Raw genomic sequence first — 17,112 nt, forward strand, 5'->3', positions numbered from 1 at the left:
CCGATGCCCGATCCCGTCACGACAGCCGCTGCGCAGCCGCGCGCCCATGCCAGCTTCCAGAAGGTGTTCATCACCGGGCTGCTGACCTTGTTGCCGCTATGGCTGACGTGGGTCGTGGTCAAGTTCGTCTTCGTGCTGCTGTCGGACATCAGCCGTCCACTGATCGGCCCCCTGCTCCTGGAACTCTCGCTGGGGAACCCCGCACTGCACTGGCTCGACCAGTTGTGGGTACAGACGGCGCTGGCATTGCTCGCCACGCTGGCGGTCATCCTGCTGTCGGGACTGATGGCCCGGCGCGTCATCGGCCAGCGCCTCCTGCGCTGGTTCGAGGTCCTGATCGCGCGCATTCCGCTGGCCAGCACGATCTATGGCAGCGCGCGCAAGCTGCTCGACATCCTGCAGACGCAACCCGACGGGACGCAGCGCGTGGTGCTCATCGACTTTCCGCACAACGAGATGAAGTCCGTTGGATTCGTGACCCGCATCCTGCGCGAACAGGGCACCGGCCGTGAACTCGCCGCGGTCTACGTGCCGACAACGCCCAATCCGACATCGGGCTACCTGGAGGTCGTGCCAGTGGAAAAACTCACGCCGACCGACTGGACCGTGGACCAGGCGATGAGCTTCATCATTTCAGGCGGCGCCGTGGCGCCCGACACGATTCCCTTTTCGGTACGACGTCCGCTGGTCGTGGATCCGCTGGATTGAGCGCGGGGCCGCTGCACGACCGCAGCACGCGGTTGTTCATCGCGATGGCGGCGTTCTTCTGCGTCAACGCCGTGCTCGCGGAATTCATCGGCGTCAAGATCTTCGCGCTGGAGGACACGCTCGGCATCGCGCCGCTGCAATGGAACCTGTTCGGACAGAGCGGCTCGCTCAACTTCACCGCCGGCACGTTGCTGTGGCCGATCGTGTTCATCATGACCGACACGGTCAACGAGTATTACGGTCGCCAGGGCGTGCGCTTCATCAGCTGGCTGGCGGCGGGGCTGATCGTCTACGGCTTCGCCTTCGCCTTCATCGCCATCCACCTGGCGCCGGCCACGTGGTGGGTCACGGTCGTCAAGGACCAGGGTGTTCCCGATTACCAGGCTGCATTCGCCGCCGTGTTCGGCCAGGGACTGTGGACCATCTGGGGCTCCCTGATCGCCTTCATGCTCGGACAACTGATCGATGTCAGCGTGTTCCACCGGATCCGTCGCGCGACTGGCGAGCGGCACGCATGGCTGCGTGCAACCGGGTCGACGGCCGTGTCGCAGCTGATCGACAGCTTCGTCGTGCTGTACATCGCCTTCGTCATCGGGCCGCAGCACTGGCCGACGTCGTTGTTCCTCGCGGTCGGAACCTTGAACTACCTCTACAAGATGGGCGCCGCGATCGCATTGATCCCGCTGCTGTACATCGCCCGAGCCGGCATCCACCGCTACCTGGGCCACGATCGCGCGCACGAATTGCGGGAGCTCGCCGCCGCCGGCTGACCGGGGCTCGCCAGGATGGCGCGCCTGGAAGGCAGCAAAGAAAAAGGCCGGCATTGCCGGCCTTTTTCTTTTTCAACCCACCCGTGGATCAGGCGCGCGTGTCACGCCGTCCGGCGTAGGCACCCTGCCCGCCCGAGCGCTGCTTCGGACCCGCGTGCGCGGTGCGCGGCGGCGCGGTCCGGGCATGCGGGCGGTGACCCGGTCGCGCCGGCGGACGCTGTCCGTCGCGCTGCCCGCCACCGTTGCGCGGGATCGGCGTGTCCAGGCGAATCGGCTTGCTCGGCGCATAACCTTCGACCACGTCCATCACCAGGTCGACTTTCAGCATGCGCTGGATCTGGCGCAGCAGGCCGCCTTCTTCCGGCGAGACCAGCGACAGCGCCTCACCCGTCGCCCCGGCGCGGCCGGTCCGACCGATGCGGTGGATGTAATCCTCGGCGACCATCGGCAGGTCATGGTTGATGACCAGCGGCAGGTTCGGGATATCCAGGCCGCGCGCGGCGACGTCGGTCGCGACGAGCACGCGCGCCTTGCCGGTCTTGAAATCGCGCAGGGCTTTCTGGCGCTGCGCCTGGCTCTTGTTGCCGTGGATCGCGACAGCCTTGAGGCCGGCGGTTTCCAGCTGCTCGGCCAGGCGATTGCAGCCGTGCTTGGTCTTGCCGAAGATCAGCACCTGGTCGGTGTGGCGCTTGGTCAGGATGTCGATCAGCAGGTCGCGCTTGCGCGAACCGTCGACCGGATGCGCGCGATGCACGATGGTTTCGGCGATGGTGTTCTTCGCCGTGACCTGCACCTGCTTGGGATCGCGCATGAACTCCAGCGCGAGCGCCTTGATCTGCTCCTCGAACGTCGCCGAGAACAGCAGCGTCTGGCGCTCCTTCGGAACGCGGTTGATGATGCGCTTGATCGCCGGCAGGAAGCCCATATCGAGCATGCGGTCGGCTTCGTCCAGCACCAGCACCTCGATCGCGTCGAGCTTGGCGCTGCCACGCTCCAGGTGATCGATCAGGCGGCCCGGCGTGGCGACCAGGATGTCGGTGCCGCGACGCAGGTTGTCGACCTGCGGGCCCATGCCGGCGCCACCGTAGATCGTGGTGACGTTCAGGTGCAGGTGGCGTCCGTAGGTCTTGATGCTTTCGGCGACCTGCACCGCGAGCTCGCGCGTCGGGGTCAGGATCAGCGCGCGCGGCTTGCGCGAACCGTTCGGCGGAGTCTGTTTCGACAGGCGTTGCAGCAGCGGCAACGCGAACGCAGCCGTCTTGCCGGTGCCGGTCTGGGCGCCGCCCAGCAGGTCGTGGCCGGCCATGGCCAGCGGAATCGCCTCGATCTGGATCGCGGTCGGCGTGGTGTAGTTGTTTTCGGCGAGCGCGCGCAGCAGCGCGGGCGACAGCCCGAGGGTTTCAAACGTCATGTGGTGGAGCTCCGTAACAGGCCGCGCGCGATCAGCGGGACTGGCCATTGGCCAGCCGACGACAGGTCGGTGCGATCTTGACCCGAAGCGTTCCTTGAACCGCGCCACGAGTGTTCTTTTTGACGGCGCCGGATGTTCCGGGCCGTGTCTGCGCGACGAAAGGCGTGCGGGGAGAAGGCCGCGAGTGGTCAACGGAAGCCGTGGACCGGGCGGCAGGCTTACCTAGGAAACGGATCAGCCGTGCGCAAAACGAGGCGAACTGTACGTGAAATCCGCTGAATGCGCCAGCGGCCCACCCGGGGGTCGTTCAGGCTGCAACTCAGACCTCCAGGGTCATGCCCGGCCTGGCCAGCTGCACGGTGATGCCATCCCGCTCGCCGATCTCCCCGGCCAGCGCCTCGCGCGCCTTGTCCTCGCCGTGCACCAGCACCAGCGGTGGATGGGCATCGAAACCGCCGTACCACTCGATCAGTCCGCTCTGGTCGGCGTGCGCGGACAGGCCGCCGACGGTATGGACCTTGGCGTTGACGCGGAAGTCGTGGCCGTGGATGCGCACCCACGGCGCGCCGTTGACCAGGCGCCGTCCCAGCGTGCCTTCGGCCTGGTAACCGACGAACACGATGTGGGTTTCGCGACGGCTGATGTTCTGCATGAAGTGGTGCAGGATCCGCCCGCCATCGGCCATTCCGGATCCGGCGATGATGATGGCGCCGGACTGGATCCGGTTGATGGCCATCGATTCATCGCGCGAGTCGGTCACGCGCAGGTTGGGCAGGGAGAACGGATCGGGTTTCTGCTTCCAGACCTGCTGCGCGCGGGTGTCGAACAGGTTCCTGTTGCGCGCATAGACATCCACCACCTTGGACGCCATCGGGCTGTCGAGGAAGATCTGCCAGCGCTGCAGCTTCCAGTCGTCCCAGTGCATCGCGAACCAGTACAGCAGCTCCTGGGTGCGCCCCACCGCGAAGGCGGGAATGCAGACGTTGCCGCCATCACGCCAGGCGGCCTCGAAGATGCTTCCCAGCTCGAGGATCGTCTCCAGCCGGTCCTTGTGGTTGCGGTCGCCGTAGGTCGACTCCATCACCACCAGGTCAGCCTGCCTGATCGTTTCGGGATCGCGCAGGATCGGCGTGCCCTTGGGACCGAGGTCGCCGGAGAACACCAGCTTCCTGCCATCGGCCCACAGCTCGACGATCGCCGATCCCAGGATATGTCCGGCGTCGCGGAACGTGAGGTCCACGCCGGGCAGGATCGTCGAGCGCGTGTCGTAGGGAAGCGGCTGGACCTGCCGCATGGCGATGCCGACGTCGTCCCGGGTGTAGAGAGGATGGACCTCGGGATCGCCATCGCGCCGATAGCGGTTGGCGCGCTCGGCGTCTGCTTCGGCCAGCGAGGCGGCGTCGAGCAGCATGATCGGCATCAGGTCGACGGTAGCGGCCTGGGCAAAAATCGGCCCCTTGAACCCCCGCTTCACCAGCAACGGCACCCGCCCGATGTGGTCGATGTGGGCGTGGCTGACGACCAGCGCGTCGATGCGCGAGGGGTCGAAAGCGAAGGCCTCGGCATTGCGGGCCTCGTCCGCGCGCCTGCCCTGGATCATCCCGCAGTCCAGGAGCAGCGTCTTGCCCGCGGCATCGATCTGATGGAGTGAACCCGTCACCTCGCCAGCCGCCCCGTGGAACTGCACGCGCATGGCCGACCCCGTGTTTTTTGTGACTGCCAGCACGTTATCACAGGGTCCAGCGAGCGGTGCCGCGGTCAAGATTCCATTAGCTGCCTGGCATGACCTTCGACACCCGCTGCGTCCCGGCCGCACCGCTACAGTCGCGGGTGCACCGCGCGAAGTCTTGCGCTTTGGTCGCCACCGTCCATGACCCGGCTTCCGGCCGGACCGCCTCCCACTGCCGCCCGATGGGCCGGAGTTCAACGTGATCCTTAGCAAGCCCCAGATGCTGTTGTTGTCCCTCGCTGTTACCGCTGCACTCACCGGCTGCCCCGGGCAACAGCAGACGGCGGCGGCACCAGCTGCTCCGGCCGCACCCACGGCACCAGCGGCGCCGACGGCACCTGCACCGACGGACCTGCCACCCACCGCCGCCTTCTCCGTGGCGGACCTGGACACCAGCAAGAACGTCTGCGACAACCTCGCTGATTTCGTCAACAGCAAGTGGCTGGCCGCGCATCCGATCCCGAACGACCGCACCACATGGGGCAGCTTCGAGATGCTGACCGAGCGCTCGCTGGCCGCCAGCAAGCAGCTTGCGGAATCCGCGGCGGCCAAGACCGATTCCACCGGCGTGGAGAAACTTGTCGGCGACATGTACGCCACCGGCATGGACGAAGCAAAGATCAATGCCGCGGGCATCACGCCCATCCAGCCGATGCTGGACAGGATCGCGACGCTCAAGACCCCGGCCGACATCGCGCAATTCCTGCGCGAGGAATTCGCCGCCGGACGTGGCGACGCCTTCAACTTCTACTCCAACGCGGACTTCAAGAATTCGCAGTTGATGATCGCCTACGCCGACCAGGGCGGGCTGGCGCTGCCGGAGAAGGCGTACTACCTCAGCGACGGGCCAAAGGCGGGCGACGACAGCTACAAGAAGATCCGCGAAGCCTACGTCGCGCACGTGAGCAAGCAACTGCAGAACGCCGGCGTCGCCGCGGCCGATGCGGACAAGCAGGCCAAGGACGTGCTCGCGTTCGAAACCCGCCTGGCCAAGGCGTCGCTGTCGCCGATCGAACAGCGCGATCCGCTGAACCAGTACCACTTCGTCAAGGTCGCCGACGCCGACAAGCTGTCGCCGAACTTCCCGTGGTCGGAATTCCTCAAGGCGCAGGGCGTGAACGTCGACGGCTTCTCGCTGTCGCAGCCGAAGTTCTTCGCCGAGTTCGGCAGGATGATCAAGGACGTGCCGGCCGAGCAATGGCAGGCCTACTTCCGCGCCCACACCATCGACGGCATGGCGCCATACCTGTCCGACAAGTTCGCGGACGAGCGTTTTGATTTCTTCGGCAAGACCATGCGCGGCCAGAAAGAGCAGAAGCCACGCTGGAAGCGCGTGCTAGACACCACCGAGGGCGGAGTCGGCGAGGCGCTCGGCCAGATGTACGTGAAGCAGTACTTCCCGCCGGAATCCAAGGCGGAAATGACCAAGCTGGTCGACAACCTGCGCGCATCGCTCAAGGTTCGACTCGAGAAACTCGACTGGATGAGCGCTGACACCAAGGCCAAGGCCATCGAGAAGTGGAACAGCTTCATGCCCAAGATCGGCTACCCCGACAAGTGGCGCAGCTGGGACGGCCTGGCGACCTCGCGCGAGGGCTACGTGCAGAACGTGCTGTCGGCGACCAAGTACAACTACGACTGGCTGATGGGCAAGGTCGGCAAGCCGGTCGATCGCACCGAATGGGGCATGACGCCGCAGACGGTCAACGCCTACTACAACCCGCAGCAGAACGAAGTCGTGTTCCCGGCCGCGATCCTGCAGCCGCCGTTCTTCGATCCCAAGGCCGATCCGGCGCTCAACTACGGCGGCATCGGCGCGGTCATCGGCCACGAGATGCTGCATGGCTACGACGACCAGGGCAGCCAGTTCGACGCCAAGGGCAACTTCGCCAACTGGTGGCAGGCGACCGACAAGAAGGGCTTCGAATCGCGCACCGCGAAGCTGGTCAAGCAGTTCGACGACTACCGATCCATCGACAACCTGCCGGTCAAGGGCCAGCTGACGCTGGGCGAGAACATCGCCGACCTCGGCGGCACCACCGTGGCCTTCGACGCACTGCAGAAGGCATTGGCGGATGCCGGCAAATCGCCCGACGAGAAGATCGACGGCTACACCGAGAACCAGCGCTTCTGGCTCAACTGGGCCACGGTGTGGCGCCGCAACTTCAACCCGGAAGAACTGAAGGTGCGCCTGAACACCGACCCGCACGCGCCCGCCAACTTCCGTGCGATCGGCGCGCCGTCGAACGAGCCGTCGTTCGCGGCGGCCTTCCAGTGCAAGGCGGGGGACGCGATGGTCCGCCCCGACGACAAGCGCGTTGTGATCTGGTGATCACCTGCGCCTGACCCACATCCGCGCATGACGCCTGTCATGCGCGGTTTTTTTATCCCTTCCGCAGCCCTGTGCTGCACACGAACGGAACTTCCATGACCACTCCAATGTTCAAGCCGGCGGTCCTGACCGCTGCAATGTTGTCCGCGCTCGCACTGGGCGGCTGTTCACAGCAGGACAAGCCGATGGCCGATGCGGCCGCAAAGACCGCCCCTGCGTCACCCAGGGCACTCACGCTCGACGAAAGCCATTTGCCACCGGTCAACCGCTTCGTGCTGGCTGACCTGGACACGAGCAAGAACGCATGCAACGACTTCGGTGGTTACGTCAACGGCAAGTGGCAGGCCGCCAATGAAATTCCTGGCGACCGCTCCAGCTGGGGCGCATTCGACATGCTCGACGAGCGCTCGATCGCGGTGCAGAAACAGCTGGCCGAACAGGCAGCCGCCGATCCCGCAGCCGCGGGCGTGGAGAAGATCGTCAGCGACTTCTGGGCGACCGGAATGGATGCGGCGAAGATCAATGCGCAGGGAATTTCCCCGCTGAAGGATCGCCTGGCCGCCATCGACGCGCTGACGGACAAGGACACTGTCGCCGACTACCTGCGCAGCAGTGCTGCCAAGGGCGAGAACGTCCTGTTCGGATTCGGTTCGAGTCCGGACTTCAAGGATTCGACCATGAACATGGCCTACGCATCGCAGGGCGGGCTCGGCCTGCCGGATCGCGGCTATTACTTCGACAAGGACAAGAAGGACAAGCTGGACGCCTACCAGGCGCACATCGCCAAGGTGCTCGAGTTGTCGGGGATCCCGGCCGCCGATGCGGCCAACCAGGCGAAGTCGGTGCTGGCCTTCGAGACGCGGCTTGCCAAGGCATCGAAGTCGCGCGAGGAAATGCAGCGTGACGTGTCGATCTACTACAACCCGGTCACGCTGGCCGACGCCGACAAGCTGACGCCGAATTTCCCGTGGACGCGATTCTTCGCGTCGCAGGGCGTGGCCGCCCCGGCCAAGTTCTCGCTGGCGATGCCCGCCTTCCACGAGGAAGTCAGCAGGATGCTCGCCGACGTGCCGGCCGACACATGGAAGGCCTACCTGCGCTTCCATGCCGTCGACGAGGCGTCGCCGTACCTGAGCGATGCCTTCGTGCAGGAGAACTACGAGTTCTACAACAAGACCATGCGCGGCCAGAAGGAGCAGAAGGAGCGTGGCAAGCGCGTGCTCAGGACCATCGACGGCAATGCCGGCGAAGCGCTGGGCCAGATGTACGTCAAGGTCGCCTTCCCCGCCGAGTCCAAGGCGCGCATGGAGGCGCTCGTGCAGAACCTGCGCGAGGCGTTGAAGGCGCGTATCGAGAAGCTCGACTGGATGAGCCCGGAAACCAAGGCCAAGGCGATCGAGAAGTGGGCGGCGTTCACGCCGAAGATCGGTTATCCCGACAAGTGGCGCGACTGGACAGGCCTTGCGACCTCGCGCGACAGCTACATCGGCAACGTGCTGGCGGCGACCGAGTTCAACTACAAATGGGACCTGGGCAAGATCGGCAAGCCGGTCGACCGGACCGAGTGGGGCATGAGCCCGCAGACGGTCAACGCGTACTACAACCCGATGCAGAACGAAGTCGTCTTCCCGGCAGCGATCCTGCAGCCGCCATTCTTCGATCCCAAGGCGGACGACGCGGCCAACTACGGCGGCATCGGCGCGGTGATCGGCCATGAGATGACCCACGGTTACGACGACCAGGGCAGCCGCTTCGGACCCAGCGGCAACTTCGAGAACTGGTGGACGCCTGCGGACGCGAAGGGCTTTGCTTCGCGCACGGACAAGCTGGTGAACCAGTTCAGCGGTTACGAAGCCGCACCAGGCCTCAAGGTCAACGGCAAGCTGACGCTGGGCGAGAACATCGCCGACCTCGGCGGCCTCGCCACCGCTTACGACGCGATGAAGCACGCCACGGCCGGCACGCCCGATCCGATGACCGATGGGCTGAGCCGCGACCAGCACTTCTTCATCAACTGGGCGACGGTGTGGCGCAGCAAGTACACGCCCGATTACCTGAAGGTGATCGTCAACACCAACGAGCACGCGCCGCCGGACTTCCGTGCGATCGGTGCGCCGTCGAACCTGCCGACGTTTGCGGCGGCGTTCTCTTGCAAGGCGGGTGATGCGATGGTTCGCGCGACCGACAAGCAGGTGGTGATCTGGTAATCCGGGTCTTCCGGGCGCGCGGCGGCGCGGTGCGCCGTCGAACATGCCGTCGTTCGCGCAGGCATTCCAGTGCAAGGCCGGTGACGGCATGGTGCGTGGCGGCGACACCCAGGTGAAGATCTGGTAGCTGCGTCACGTTCCACGAAATGCAAGGCAAAAAGGCCGGGGAAACCCGGCCTTTTCATTTGCGTCGGGCTTCGTGTTCATTGTCGCCGCGGGAGCCCTTGCTACACTCGGTCGACCCCAGGAGATGACCCCCCACATGTCCAATGCGCGCCCGCTTTCCATCATCCTGTCGCTCGCCATTGCCGCGATATTGACCAGTCCGGCGGCCGACGCCGCGAAGAAAAAGAAGCACGCATCGAAGAAGGCCCCCGAAGTCAGCCTGGTCTGTCGTGACTTCCACGGCCACGCCAATGCCGACTGGCTCAAGGCCAACCCAGCGGTTGGTACTGGAATGCAATCGGCGCTGGGCCAGATGGCGCAGCGTGCGCAACAACAGCAGATCGACCTGCTCAACGCGGACATGCAGGCCCAGGCTGGCGTGCCGAAACTGCTTGGTGATTTCTGGGCCAGCGGCCTGGACGAGGCATCGGTGGAGCGCAATGGCGCGACCCCGATCGCGCCACTGCTCTCGCGCATCGACGCGATCCGGCGCGGCAAGGACATTCCGGCGGCGATCGCGGCCCTGCACCAGGTCGGCATTCCCGTCGCCTTCAATTTCAGCGCTGACGTCGACCTGCAGGAGCCCGGTCGCCATATCGGCTATTTCAGCCAGGGCGGCCTCGGACTGCCCGATCCGGCTTTCTACACACGGACCGATGCCGATACGCGTGCCCTGCTCGCCCGCTACACCGATTACGTGACGAAGATCCTGGCGCTGACGGGCAGCAAGCCCGACCAGCTGCAGGCAGACGCCCAGGCCGTGCTTGGGCTGGAGACGCGCATCGCGCAGGCGTCAAGCCCGCTGGATTCCCTGCGCGATCCGCGCGGCAATTACGCGCGGGTCCCGGCTGCGAACTTGGGCAAGCAGTACAGGAACCTGCGCCTGGACGATTTCCTGAAGGCACAGGGCGTCAGCGATGGCAACGTGTCGCTTGCCAATCCGCAGCTGTTCGCGCAACTCGACGCACTGGTCGGCGGCATCAAACCCGCGCAATGGAAAACCTACCTGCGTTACCAGGTTGGCGCGGCGATGGCGCCGTACCTGTCCAAGCCCTGGCGCGACGTCGACTTCGCATTCCGCGGTCGCGTGCTTCGCGGCGAGACAGCGCCACCTTCGCGCCAGCAACAGGTGCTCGATGCCATCAATCTCGCCGCCGGCCCGATGCTCGGTCGCGAATACGTGGGCCGCTACCTGCCCGCGGCAACATCCGCGCGCGCGCTGGAAATCGCAACGCAGGTGCGCGATACGCTGTCGCTCAGCCTGGATCGCAACACCTGGATGAGCCCGTCGGCCAAGGCAGAAGCCAAGGCCAAGATCGCGCGGACCGGCATCGAAATCGGCGCCCCCGCGGGTGACCTGGACTACAGCGTGCAACCCATGGGCCGTGGCAGCTTCGGCGGCAACATGCTCATTGCGTCCACGTGGCGCCACCGCGAGGAAATGCGTCGCATCGGCCGCGCCAACGCCAACCGGCGCTGGGACGTGTTGCCGCAGCAGCCGGCGCTGTTCTACGACATCGCGCACAACCGCCTCATCGTGACCGCGGCGATGCTGCAGGCACCCGTGCTCGACATGGCGCAGGATGCCGCCGCGCAATACGGCGCGTATGGCGCTCTGGTCGGGCATGAACTCACGCACGGATTCGACGGCAGCGGCCGCATGGTCGATGCCAGCGGCAATCGCCGCGACTGGTGGACGCCGACGGACACCGCGGCATGGGAAACGCGCACCGCGCCACTGGTCACGCAGTACGGCGCGTATCCGTGGCCGGGCCTGGGCAGCAACGTCAACGGTCGGCAGACGCGCGATGAGAATGCCGCGGATGTCGCCGGCATCGAACTGGCGTGGGACGCACTGTCGAGCGCGCAACCGGCGCTGACGGACAGCGGCAAGCAGGCGTTCTTCCAGGGCTGGGCGCGACTGTGGCCGCAGCAGCTGTCGCGCGATGTCGCGACTCGCCTGGCCTCGACCGACGTGCACGCCCCCGGGCAATGGCGGACCAACGGACCGCTGGCCGACCAGCCATCATTCGGCAAGGCCTACACCTGCAAGGCCGGCACGCCGATGCAACGCTCGCCGGAACAGCAGGTGTCGATCTGGCGGTGACGGGGTCGGGATGCGGGATGGGTGATTCGTAGCCCGGGTAAGGCCGCAGGCCGCACCCGGGACCGGCCGTTGTCATGCCGTCAGTGCCCGGATGCGCTTCGCTCATCCACGGCAGTTCAGCGGACGATGCGGGGCCTGCGTGGCCCCTTCCTGCCGAACGGCGGCTGGCCACGCCAGTAACGGATCAGCAACCAGCCGAACAGCATGCCGCCCAGGTGCGCGAAATGCGCGACGCCTGGCTGCAGTCCGCTGGCGCCCAGCAGCAGCTCGATCGCGCCGTAGACGATCACCAGCGTGCGCGCCTTCATCGGGATCGGCGGGATGAGCAACATCACGCGCTGGTTGGGGAACAGCAGCCCGTAGGCGAACAGCAGCCCGAAGACGCCGCCCGAGGCCCCGATCGTCGGATAGGCCAATCCGCGTCCCGACAACCATGACGCCACCACCAGCTGGCACAGCCCCGCGCCGACGACGCAGACCAGGTAATAGGTGAGGAAACGCCGGTTGCCCCAGGTGTATTCCAGCGGCGAGCCGAACATCACCAGCGCCAGCATGTTGAAGCCGACGTGCATCAGGTTGGCATGCAGGAATGCGTAGGTCAGCAGCTGCCAGGGCATGAACGTCTGCGAATCGAACAGGCCCGCGCCGGAGGTCATCGCGTCCATGCCGCCGTTGCCCAGTGGCCACAGCATGAACGGGCTGAACATGGCATCGCCGAGCAATTGCTGCAGCACGAACACCAGGGCATTGGCGATCAGCAGCGCCTTGGTGATGGGGGGCATGTTGGAAAACATCGAGGGGGTCCTGGGTCCGCGGCGGCAACATGCCGGCACGGCATCACATGATACCGGTCGCGCTTGTCACTGAAGGGTCAGCCCCAGATTTCCGCATCCATGTCGAATGCAGGCCGCGGGGGCATCCTGACGCGTCCATGCAGCACGACCACGCCTTCGGCGCGCAGGCGCCGGCTTTGCTCGATGAACCCGTCGGATCCCGCCGGAAATGCGATCCGCCCATCCGAGCGCACGACGCGGTGCCACGGCAGCGTCGGATCCTCGTTGGCACTCAGGACATGCGCGGCCAGGCGTGCCCGGCCGGGAAGCCCCGCCCTGCGTGCCACGTCGCCATAGCCGGCGACCTGCCCGAGCGGGATCGCCCGCACCACGGCGCGTATCCGCTCGGCAGCTGGAGGCGGTTGCACAGCGGACTTGGCCATAGCGGATTAGCATAGCGGCCAAGCCCCCCACGCGATGCCCAATGCACAACTTCGAACAGATCCGCTCCCACCTGGCCACCAGCGACTTCCACGTCAGCATGCAGGACCCGTATGTGGTCGGGATCGAGCTGTCGCTCGACAACGGCCGCCGCCACCAGGCGATCTTCCTGTCCGAACTCGAGGACGACGACGCAAGGACCTACCTGCGCGTCAGCACGGCCGTCGCGCCGACCACGGGCATCGATTGCCGGCGGGCGCTGGCCTTCAACTGGGAGAGCCGCGTGGGCTACCTGGCGGTGGGCGACCTCGATGGCGTGCCCTACCTGCAGCTTTGCGAGAACCGTCCCTATCACGGCTTGACGCCGGCGGAGGTCGACCGCCTGATCCTGGAAATCGGCGGCATGGGCGATCGCATGGAACGCGCGCTGTCGGCGGGCGGCGACCTGCTGTAAAACACGGGCGCACCCGCTCCATGCAAGGAGCTTCTTCAGCCCACGGCTGGAGCAGTTCCCGCAGGATCAACCGCAGCGGGATCGCGTCACGCCCAGCCCATCGACTGGAACCCGGCGAGAAGGCCATAGGCGATGGCGCCCGCCGCCGGGATCGTCAGGATCCAGGCCCAGACGATGCGCTCGATGACCGTCAGCTTGAGCTGGCGGGGATTCTTCGCGAACCCGACGCCCATGATCGCGGTCGAGATGCTGTGCGTGGTCGACACCGGCATGCCGTAATGCGCAGCCAGCGTCAGGATCGTGGCCGACGATGTCTCGGCGGCGAATCCGTCGATCGGGTGCAGCTTGACCATCTTGTGGCCCATCGTCTTGATGATGCGCCAGCCACCAGCGGCGGTACCGGCCGCCATGACCAGCGCGCACGACGCGATGATCCAGCTGTCGATGTGCTTCGAATCACCGGTCGGATGCAGGAAGGCCAGCCACGCCGGCAGTTGGTCCAGCGCCCCGGCGGCCTGCGCACCGAACAACGCCAGGGCGATGATGCCCATGGTCTTCTGCGCATCGTTGGTGCCGTGCGCGAATCCCATGTATGCGGCTGAGACGAGCTGCGCCTTGTTGAAGAAGGCGTTCACCCAGCGCGGGCGCGCCAGGCGGCCCAGCGGACCACCGGCGCGTGCCAGCGCGGCGATGATCGCCCACAGCATCACCATGATCGCGATGCCCAGCAGGAAGCCTGCGACGGGCGAGCTCACCATCGGCAGCAGGACCTTCCACAGCAGGCCTTTGTTCTTTGTCCACTTCTCGGCCGACTGCGACCAGATGAGGACGTGCCAGTTGTTGTGCGACGCAGCCAATGCCGCGCCGCAAAGCCCGCCGATCAGCGCGTGCGAGGAGGACGCCGGCAATCCGCGCCACCAGGTGAAGAGGTTCCACACGATGCCGCCGATGAGCGCGCACAGGATCACCTGCGAGGTCATCGCGGCCACGTTGGTGTCGACCAGGCCGGAGGCGATCGTCTGGGCGACCGCGGTGCCCCAGAACGCCCCGATCAGGTTGGTGCCTGCCGCCAGCATCACCGCCTGCGCGGGCGACAGCACCTTGGTGGCGACGACGGTGGCGATGGAGTTGGCGGTGTCGTGGAACCCGTTGATGAACTCGAACAGCAGCGCGGTCGCGACCACGACCAGCACGAGGGTCAGCATGGCGGCATCTCCATTGGCGGGCACTCAGCTGTTCTTGAGCACGATCCGATAGGCGACCACGCCAGCCTCGCGGCAGCGGTCGATCGCCTTCTCGAGGATCTCGAAGAATTCCTTGAGCAGGAACATCTCGCTGGCGTCCAGCCGTCCGGAATAGATGTCGCGATGCAGCTCCAGGATCAGCCGGTCGGCTTCGGCCTCCAGCACGCGCAGGCGATCGTTGAGCAGCTTCATGCGGTCAAGGCCCATCTTGCGCAGTTCGTGCACCATCTCGACCACCACGCCGGCGGCCTGCTCCAGCATCGCCGCGCGGGGCGCGAAGTCGATGCCATCGAGCCGGTGCCGGGCAAGCGCGTAGCGATCGGCGAATCGCTCCACCTGCTTGGGGATTTTGTACAGCGCGGAGGCCAGCGCCTCGATGTCGTCGCGCTCCATCGGGGTGATGAAGCTGTCGACCAGCGCCTGGCTGATCCTGTCCGACGCCACGCGCTCGCGCTGGCGCGCCAGCTTGAAGGCTTCCAGCCCGGGGGTGCGCTCCGGGGCCTTCAGCATCTCGTACAAGGCCTTGGTGCTGTCGTGGGCGGCATCCGCCGCGTCATCCAGGTATGCGAAGAACTGCTTGCCTTGGCCGAAGATGGTCTGCAGTGAAAACATGGGCGCGTCCGTGGGCAGAGTCGGCGGATTATGACCGCTTCCCTGCCAATGCCCGCTCCGGCCGGACGTCCCCGGGGCCTTCGGACCGGCTGTTATGATGGCGACGCGCTCCGGCGCAGCCTATGGACGCCGCCCCCAACGCCCCTGACGTCCCTGCACGCATCGCCGACCCGGCGTCGTCCACACTGCGCTGCCCCACCCTCAGCCTGGATTGTTCCCGCATGGAGCCGCGCGCGTGCTGCAGCTGCTGATCGTCCTGGTACTGATCCTGTGCAACGGTTTTTTCGCCATGTCGGAAATGGCGGTGCTGACCGCGCGCAAGAGCCGGCTCCGGCACATGGCCGAAACCAGCCGCGGCGCGCGCAAGGCGCTGTACCTGGCCGAGCATCCGGAGAGTTTCCTGTCGGCCGTGCAGCTGTGGATCAGCCTGCTGAGCCTGATGATCGGTTACTTCGGCGGCGAATCCATGGGCGCCAAGATCGCCGAGCCGCTGCGCGGGATCCCGTTGCTGCTGCCCTATGCGAATGAGTTGGGCTTTGCGACCGGCTTCCTGGTGATGCTGTTCCTGTTCGGGCTGGTCGGCGAACTGGTGCCCAAGCGGATCGGCACGCTGCGGCCGGAGCAGATCGCCACTGCCGTCGCCTACCCGATGGATTTTTTCGCGAAAGCCGCCAAGCCGGTGGTGCTGGCGCTGTCGTTCTGCACGCGCACGGTCATGCGCCTGCTCGGCCTGGACCGTGGCGACCACTCGACGATCACGGAAGAGGAAATCCGGATGCTGGTGAGCGAAAGCCACGAGCAGGGCGTGATCGATTCGGACGAACGCAACATGATGCATCGCGTGATGCGCCTGGGCGACCGCACCGCCGACAGCATGATGACCCCGCGCACGCGCATCATCTGGCTCGACGCCGGGGCGAGCTTCGATGAAAACCTCGCCGCCATGCGCGAGACGCCGTATTCGCGCTATCCGGTGTATCGCGACAGCGATTCCGACGTGCTCGGCGTGCTCGAGGTCAAGACGCTGCTCGATCGCCTCGACCAGACCCAGCCGGAACTCTTCCAGAAGCTGCGGCCGGCCGTCTTCGTCTCCGAATCCACGCATGCGTTGAAGCTGCTGGAGATATTCCGCGAGGAACAGCAGTCGCTGGCGCTGGTTGTCGACGAATACGGCGACGTCACCGGCATGGTGACCTTGAACGACCTGATGGGCGCGGTGCTCGGGCGCATGCAGTCGGGCGAGAGTTCCGACGCCGAAGCACTGGTGGTCACGCGCGAGGACGGTTCGCTGCTGGTCGATGGATCGCTGCCCATCGACGACCTGCGCGAACTCCTTGGCGGGCGTTCGCTGCCAGGCGAAGAGGAGCACGACTACCACACCGCAGCCGGAATGGTCATCGCCCAGTTCGGGCGGATTCCGCATGCAGCGGAGCATTTCGAGTGGGAAGCCTGGCGCATCGAAGTCGTGGACCTCGACGGGCCGCGCATCGACAAGCTGCTGCTGCAACGGATCGCCGGACACAATGGGCGCGATGTCGACTGAGCGGGCGCCACCGCGTCCCGGCAGCGTCCGCGCCATCCTGCGCGCGCACCTCCAGGGCGATCCGGACGAGGTCCTGCGCCTGCGGCACCTGCTGTCCGACCTGGACCGCAGCGCCTTCGGCATGCTGCTGCTCATCGCGACCTTGCCGGCCTTCATCCCGGTGCCCATCGGCGGCGCGGTCAGCGGTCCCCTGGCCATGCTGATCGGTGCGCAATTGCTGGCCGGAAGGCACAAGCCCTGGCTGCCTGGCTTCATTGCCGAGCGCGGACCGCACCGGCGCGTGCTCATCACCTTCGAGCGGCGGATGGGGCCCTGGCTGGCACGCCTGGAATTGCTGGTGCGTCCACGCCTGCACGCGCTGCTCGCCCATCGCGTGTCAATGGTCTTCACCGGCATGCTGCTGATGCTGTTGGGGCTGTTGCTGTCGCTGCCGATCCCGCTGACCAATTACGTCTTCGGTGGACTGCTGCTGCTGTTCGCTGTCGCCCTGCTCGAACGCGATGGGCTGGTGATGCTGATCGCCTGGATCGCCGGCTCCATCGCCGTCATCGTATCGGGCGTTCTGTCCGGATCATTGGCGGAAGCCGCGGGACGCTGGATCGACCGGTTGTCCTGA

At 66.0% G+C, this 17,112-nt stretch carries 14 protein-coding genes; 8 read left to right on the forward strand and 6 right to left on the reverse strand.

The features are described from left to right. Positions 1–3: 3 nt before the first annotated feature. Entirely contained in the window at positions 4–708 is a 705-nt protein-coding gene (locus tag GST15_RS05495) for a DUF502 domain-containing protein (protein ID WP_159016212.1), read from the forward strand. 44 nt (positions 709–752) lie between these two features. Next, positions 753–1,478: a queuosine precursor transporter gene (locus GST15_RS05500; protein ID WP_159016469.1), complete on the forward strand. Its 726-nt coding sequence runs from the start codon at positions 753–755 to the stop codon at positions 1,476–1,478. An 88-nt stretch (positions 1,479–1,566) separates the two neighbouring features. On the opposite strand, the gene GST15_RS05505 is transcribed toward GST15_RS05500, so the two are convergent. Then, positions 1,567–2,889, reverse strand: a complete 1,323-nt coding sequence (locus tag GST15_RS05505; protein WP_159016213.1) for a DEAD/DEAH box helicase — start codon at positions 2,887–2,889, stop codon at positions 1,567–1,569. A 319-nt stretch (positions 2,890–3,208) separates the two neighbouring features. Beyond that, a complete protein-coding gene (locus GST15_RS05510) occupies positions 3,209–4,582 on the reverse strand; it encodes an MBL fold metallo-hydrolase RNA specificity domain-containing protein (RefSeq protein ID WP_159016214.1) in 1,374 nt (457 codons plus the stop codon). Positions 4,583–4,838: 256 nt separating this feature from the next. Between GST15_RS05510 and GST15_RS05515 the strand changes: the two genes are divergently transcribed. From GST15_RS05515 to GST15_RS05525, 3 genes are all read left to right on the forward strand, one after another. After that, the gene (locus tag GST15_RS05515; RefSeq protein ID WP_159016470.1) at positions 4,839–6,950 is read left to right on the forward strand and encodes a M13 family metallopeptidase; all 2,112 of its coding nucleotides are present in this window, start codon (positions 4,839–4,841) and stop codon (positions 6,948–6,950) included. A 95-nt stretch (positions 6,951–7,045) separates the two neighbouring features. Beyond that, positions 7,046–9,157, forward strand: coding sequence for a M13 family metallopeptidase (locus GST15_RS05520; RefSeq protein WP_159016215.1), 2,112 nt, complete (start codon positions 7,046–7,048; stop codon positions 9,155–9,157). A gap of 262 nt (positions 9,158–9,419) precedes the next feature. After that, a complete protein-coding gene (locus tag GST15_RS05525; protein WP_159016216.1) occupies positions 9,420–11,429 on the forward strand; it encodes a M13-type metalloendopeptidase in 2,010 nt (669 codons plus the stop codon). Between the two features lie 116 nt (positions 11,430–11,545). Here the strand turns inward: GST15_RS05525 and GST15_RS05530 are convergent, their stop codons facing one another. Beyond that, positions 11,546–12,223, reverse strand: a complete 678-nt coding sequence (locus GST15_RS05530) for a rhomboid family intramembrane serine protease (RefSeq protein WP_159016217.1) — start codon at positions 12,221–12,223, stop codon at positions 11,546–11,548. A 77-nt stretch (positions 12,224–12,300) separates the two neighbouring features. Beyond that, positions 12,301–12,645, reverse strand: coding sequence for an MGMT family protein (locus GST15_RS05535; protein ID WP_159016218.1), 345 nt, complete (start codon positions 12,643–12,645; stop codon positions 12,301–12,303). A 41-nt stretch (positions 12,646–12,686) separates the two neighbouring features. Here GST15_RS05535 and GST15_RS05540 point away from each other — a divergent pair, with 41 nt between their 5' ends. After that, complete coding sequence (locus GST15_RS05540; RefSeq protein ID WP_159016219.1) at positions 12,687–13,097, forward strand: YbjN domain-containing protein; 411 nt, start codon at positions 12,687–12,689, stop codon at positions 13,095–13,097. Positions 13,098–13,183: 86 nt separating this feature from the next. Here the strand turns inward: GST15_RS05540 and GST15_RS05545 are convergent, their stop codons facing one another. Next, entirely contained in the window at positions 13,184–14,302 is a 1,119-nt protein-coding gene (locus GST15_RS05545) for an inorganic phosphate transporter (RefSeq protein ID WP_159016220.1), read from the reverse strand. Between the two features lie 24 nt (positions 14,303–14,326). Continuing rightward, positions 14,327–14,953 carry a DUF47 domain-containing protein gene (locus tag GST15_RS05550; protein WP_159016221.1) on the reverse strand — a complete coding sequence of 209 codons (627 nt, stop codon included), beginning with the start codon at positions 14,951–14,953 and terminating at the stop codon, positions 14,327–14,329. A 235-nt stretch (positions 14,954–15,188) separates the two neighbouring features. Here GST15_RS05550 and GST15_RS05555 point away from each other — a divergent pair, with 235 nt between their 5' ends. Next, on the forward strand, positions 15,189–16,496 hold the full coding sequence (locus tag GST15_RS05555) for a hemolysin family protein (RefSeq protein WP_159016222.1): 1,308 nt from the start codon (positions 15,189–15,191) through the stop codon (positions 16,494–16,496). Then, a complete protein-coding gene (locus GST15_RS05560; protein WP_159016223.1) occupies positions 16,486–17,112 on the forward strand; it encodes an exopolysaccharide biosynthesis protein in 627 nt (208 codons plus the stop codon). The genes GST15_RS05555 and GST15_RS05560 overlap by 11 nt, the downstream gene beginning before the upstream one ends.

The sequence above is a fragment of the Cognatiluteimonas profundi genome (assembly GCF_009792795.1).
Lineage (GTDB): Bacteria > Pseudomonadota > Gammaproteobacteria > Xanthomonadales > Xanthomonadaceae > Cognatiluteimonas > Cognatiluteimonas profundi.

Coding starts and splice junctions, on each gene's coding strand:
- GST15_RS05495 (WP_159016212.1), top strand. CDS start 4: ATGCCCGATCCCGTCACGACAGCCGCTGCGCAGCCGCGCGCCCATGCC.
- GST15_RS05560 (WP_159016223.1), top strand. CDS start 16,486: ATGTCGACTGAGCGGGCGCCACCGCGTCCCGGCAGCGTCCGCGCCATC.
- GST15_RS05515 (WP_159016470.1), top strand. CDS start 4,839: ATGCTGTTGTTGTCCCTCGCTGTTACCGCTGCACTCACCGGCTGCCCC.
- GST15_RS05500 (WP_159016469.1), top strand. CDS start 753: ATGGCGGCGTTCTTCTGCGTCAACGCCGTGCTCGCGGAATTCATCGGC.
- GST15_RS05550 (WP_159016221.1), bottom strand. CDS start 14,953: ATGTTTTCACTGCAGACCATCTTCGGCCAAGGCAAGCAGTTCTTCGCA.
- GST15_RS05545 (WP_159016220.1), bottom strand. CDS start 14,302: ATGCTGACCCTCGTGCTGGTCGTGGTCGCGACCGCGCTGCTGTTCGAG.
- GST15_RS05505 (WP_159016213.1), bottom strand. CDS start 2,889: ATGACGTTTGAAACCCTCGGGCTGTCGCCCGCGCTGCTGCGCGCGCTC.
- GST15_RS05525 (WP_159016216.1), top strand. CDS start 9,420: ATGTCCAATGCGCGCCCGCTTTCCATCATCCTGTCGCTCGCCATTGCC.
- GST15_RS05530 (WP_159016217.1), bottom strand. CDS start 12,223: ATGTTTTCCAACATGCCCCCCATCACCAAGGCGCTGCTGATCGCCAAT.
- GST15_RS05535 (WP_159016218.1), bottom strand. CDS start 12,645: ATGGCCAAGTCCGCTGTGCAACCGCCTCCAGCTGCCGAGCGGATACGC.
- GST15_RS05520 (WP_159016215.1), top strand. CDS start 7,046: ATGACCACTCCAATGTTCAAGCCGGCGGTCCTGACCGCTGCAATGTTG.
- GST15_RS05540 (WP_159016219.1), top strand. CDS start 12,687: ATGCACAACTTCGAACAGATCCGCTCCCACCTGGCCACCAGCGACTTC.
- GST15_RS05510 (WP_159016214.1), bottom strand. CDS start 4,582: ATGCGCGTGCAGTTCCACGGGGCGGCTGGCGAGGTGACGGGTTCACTC.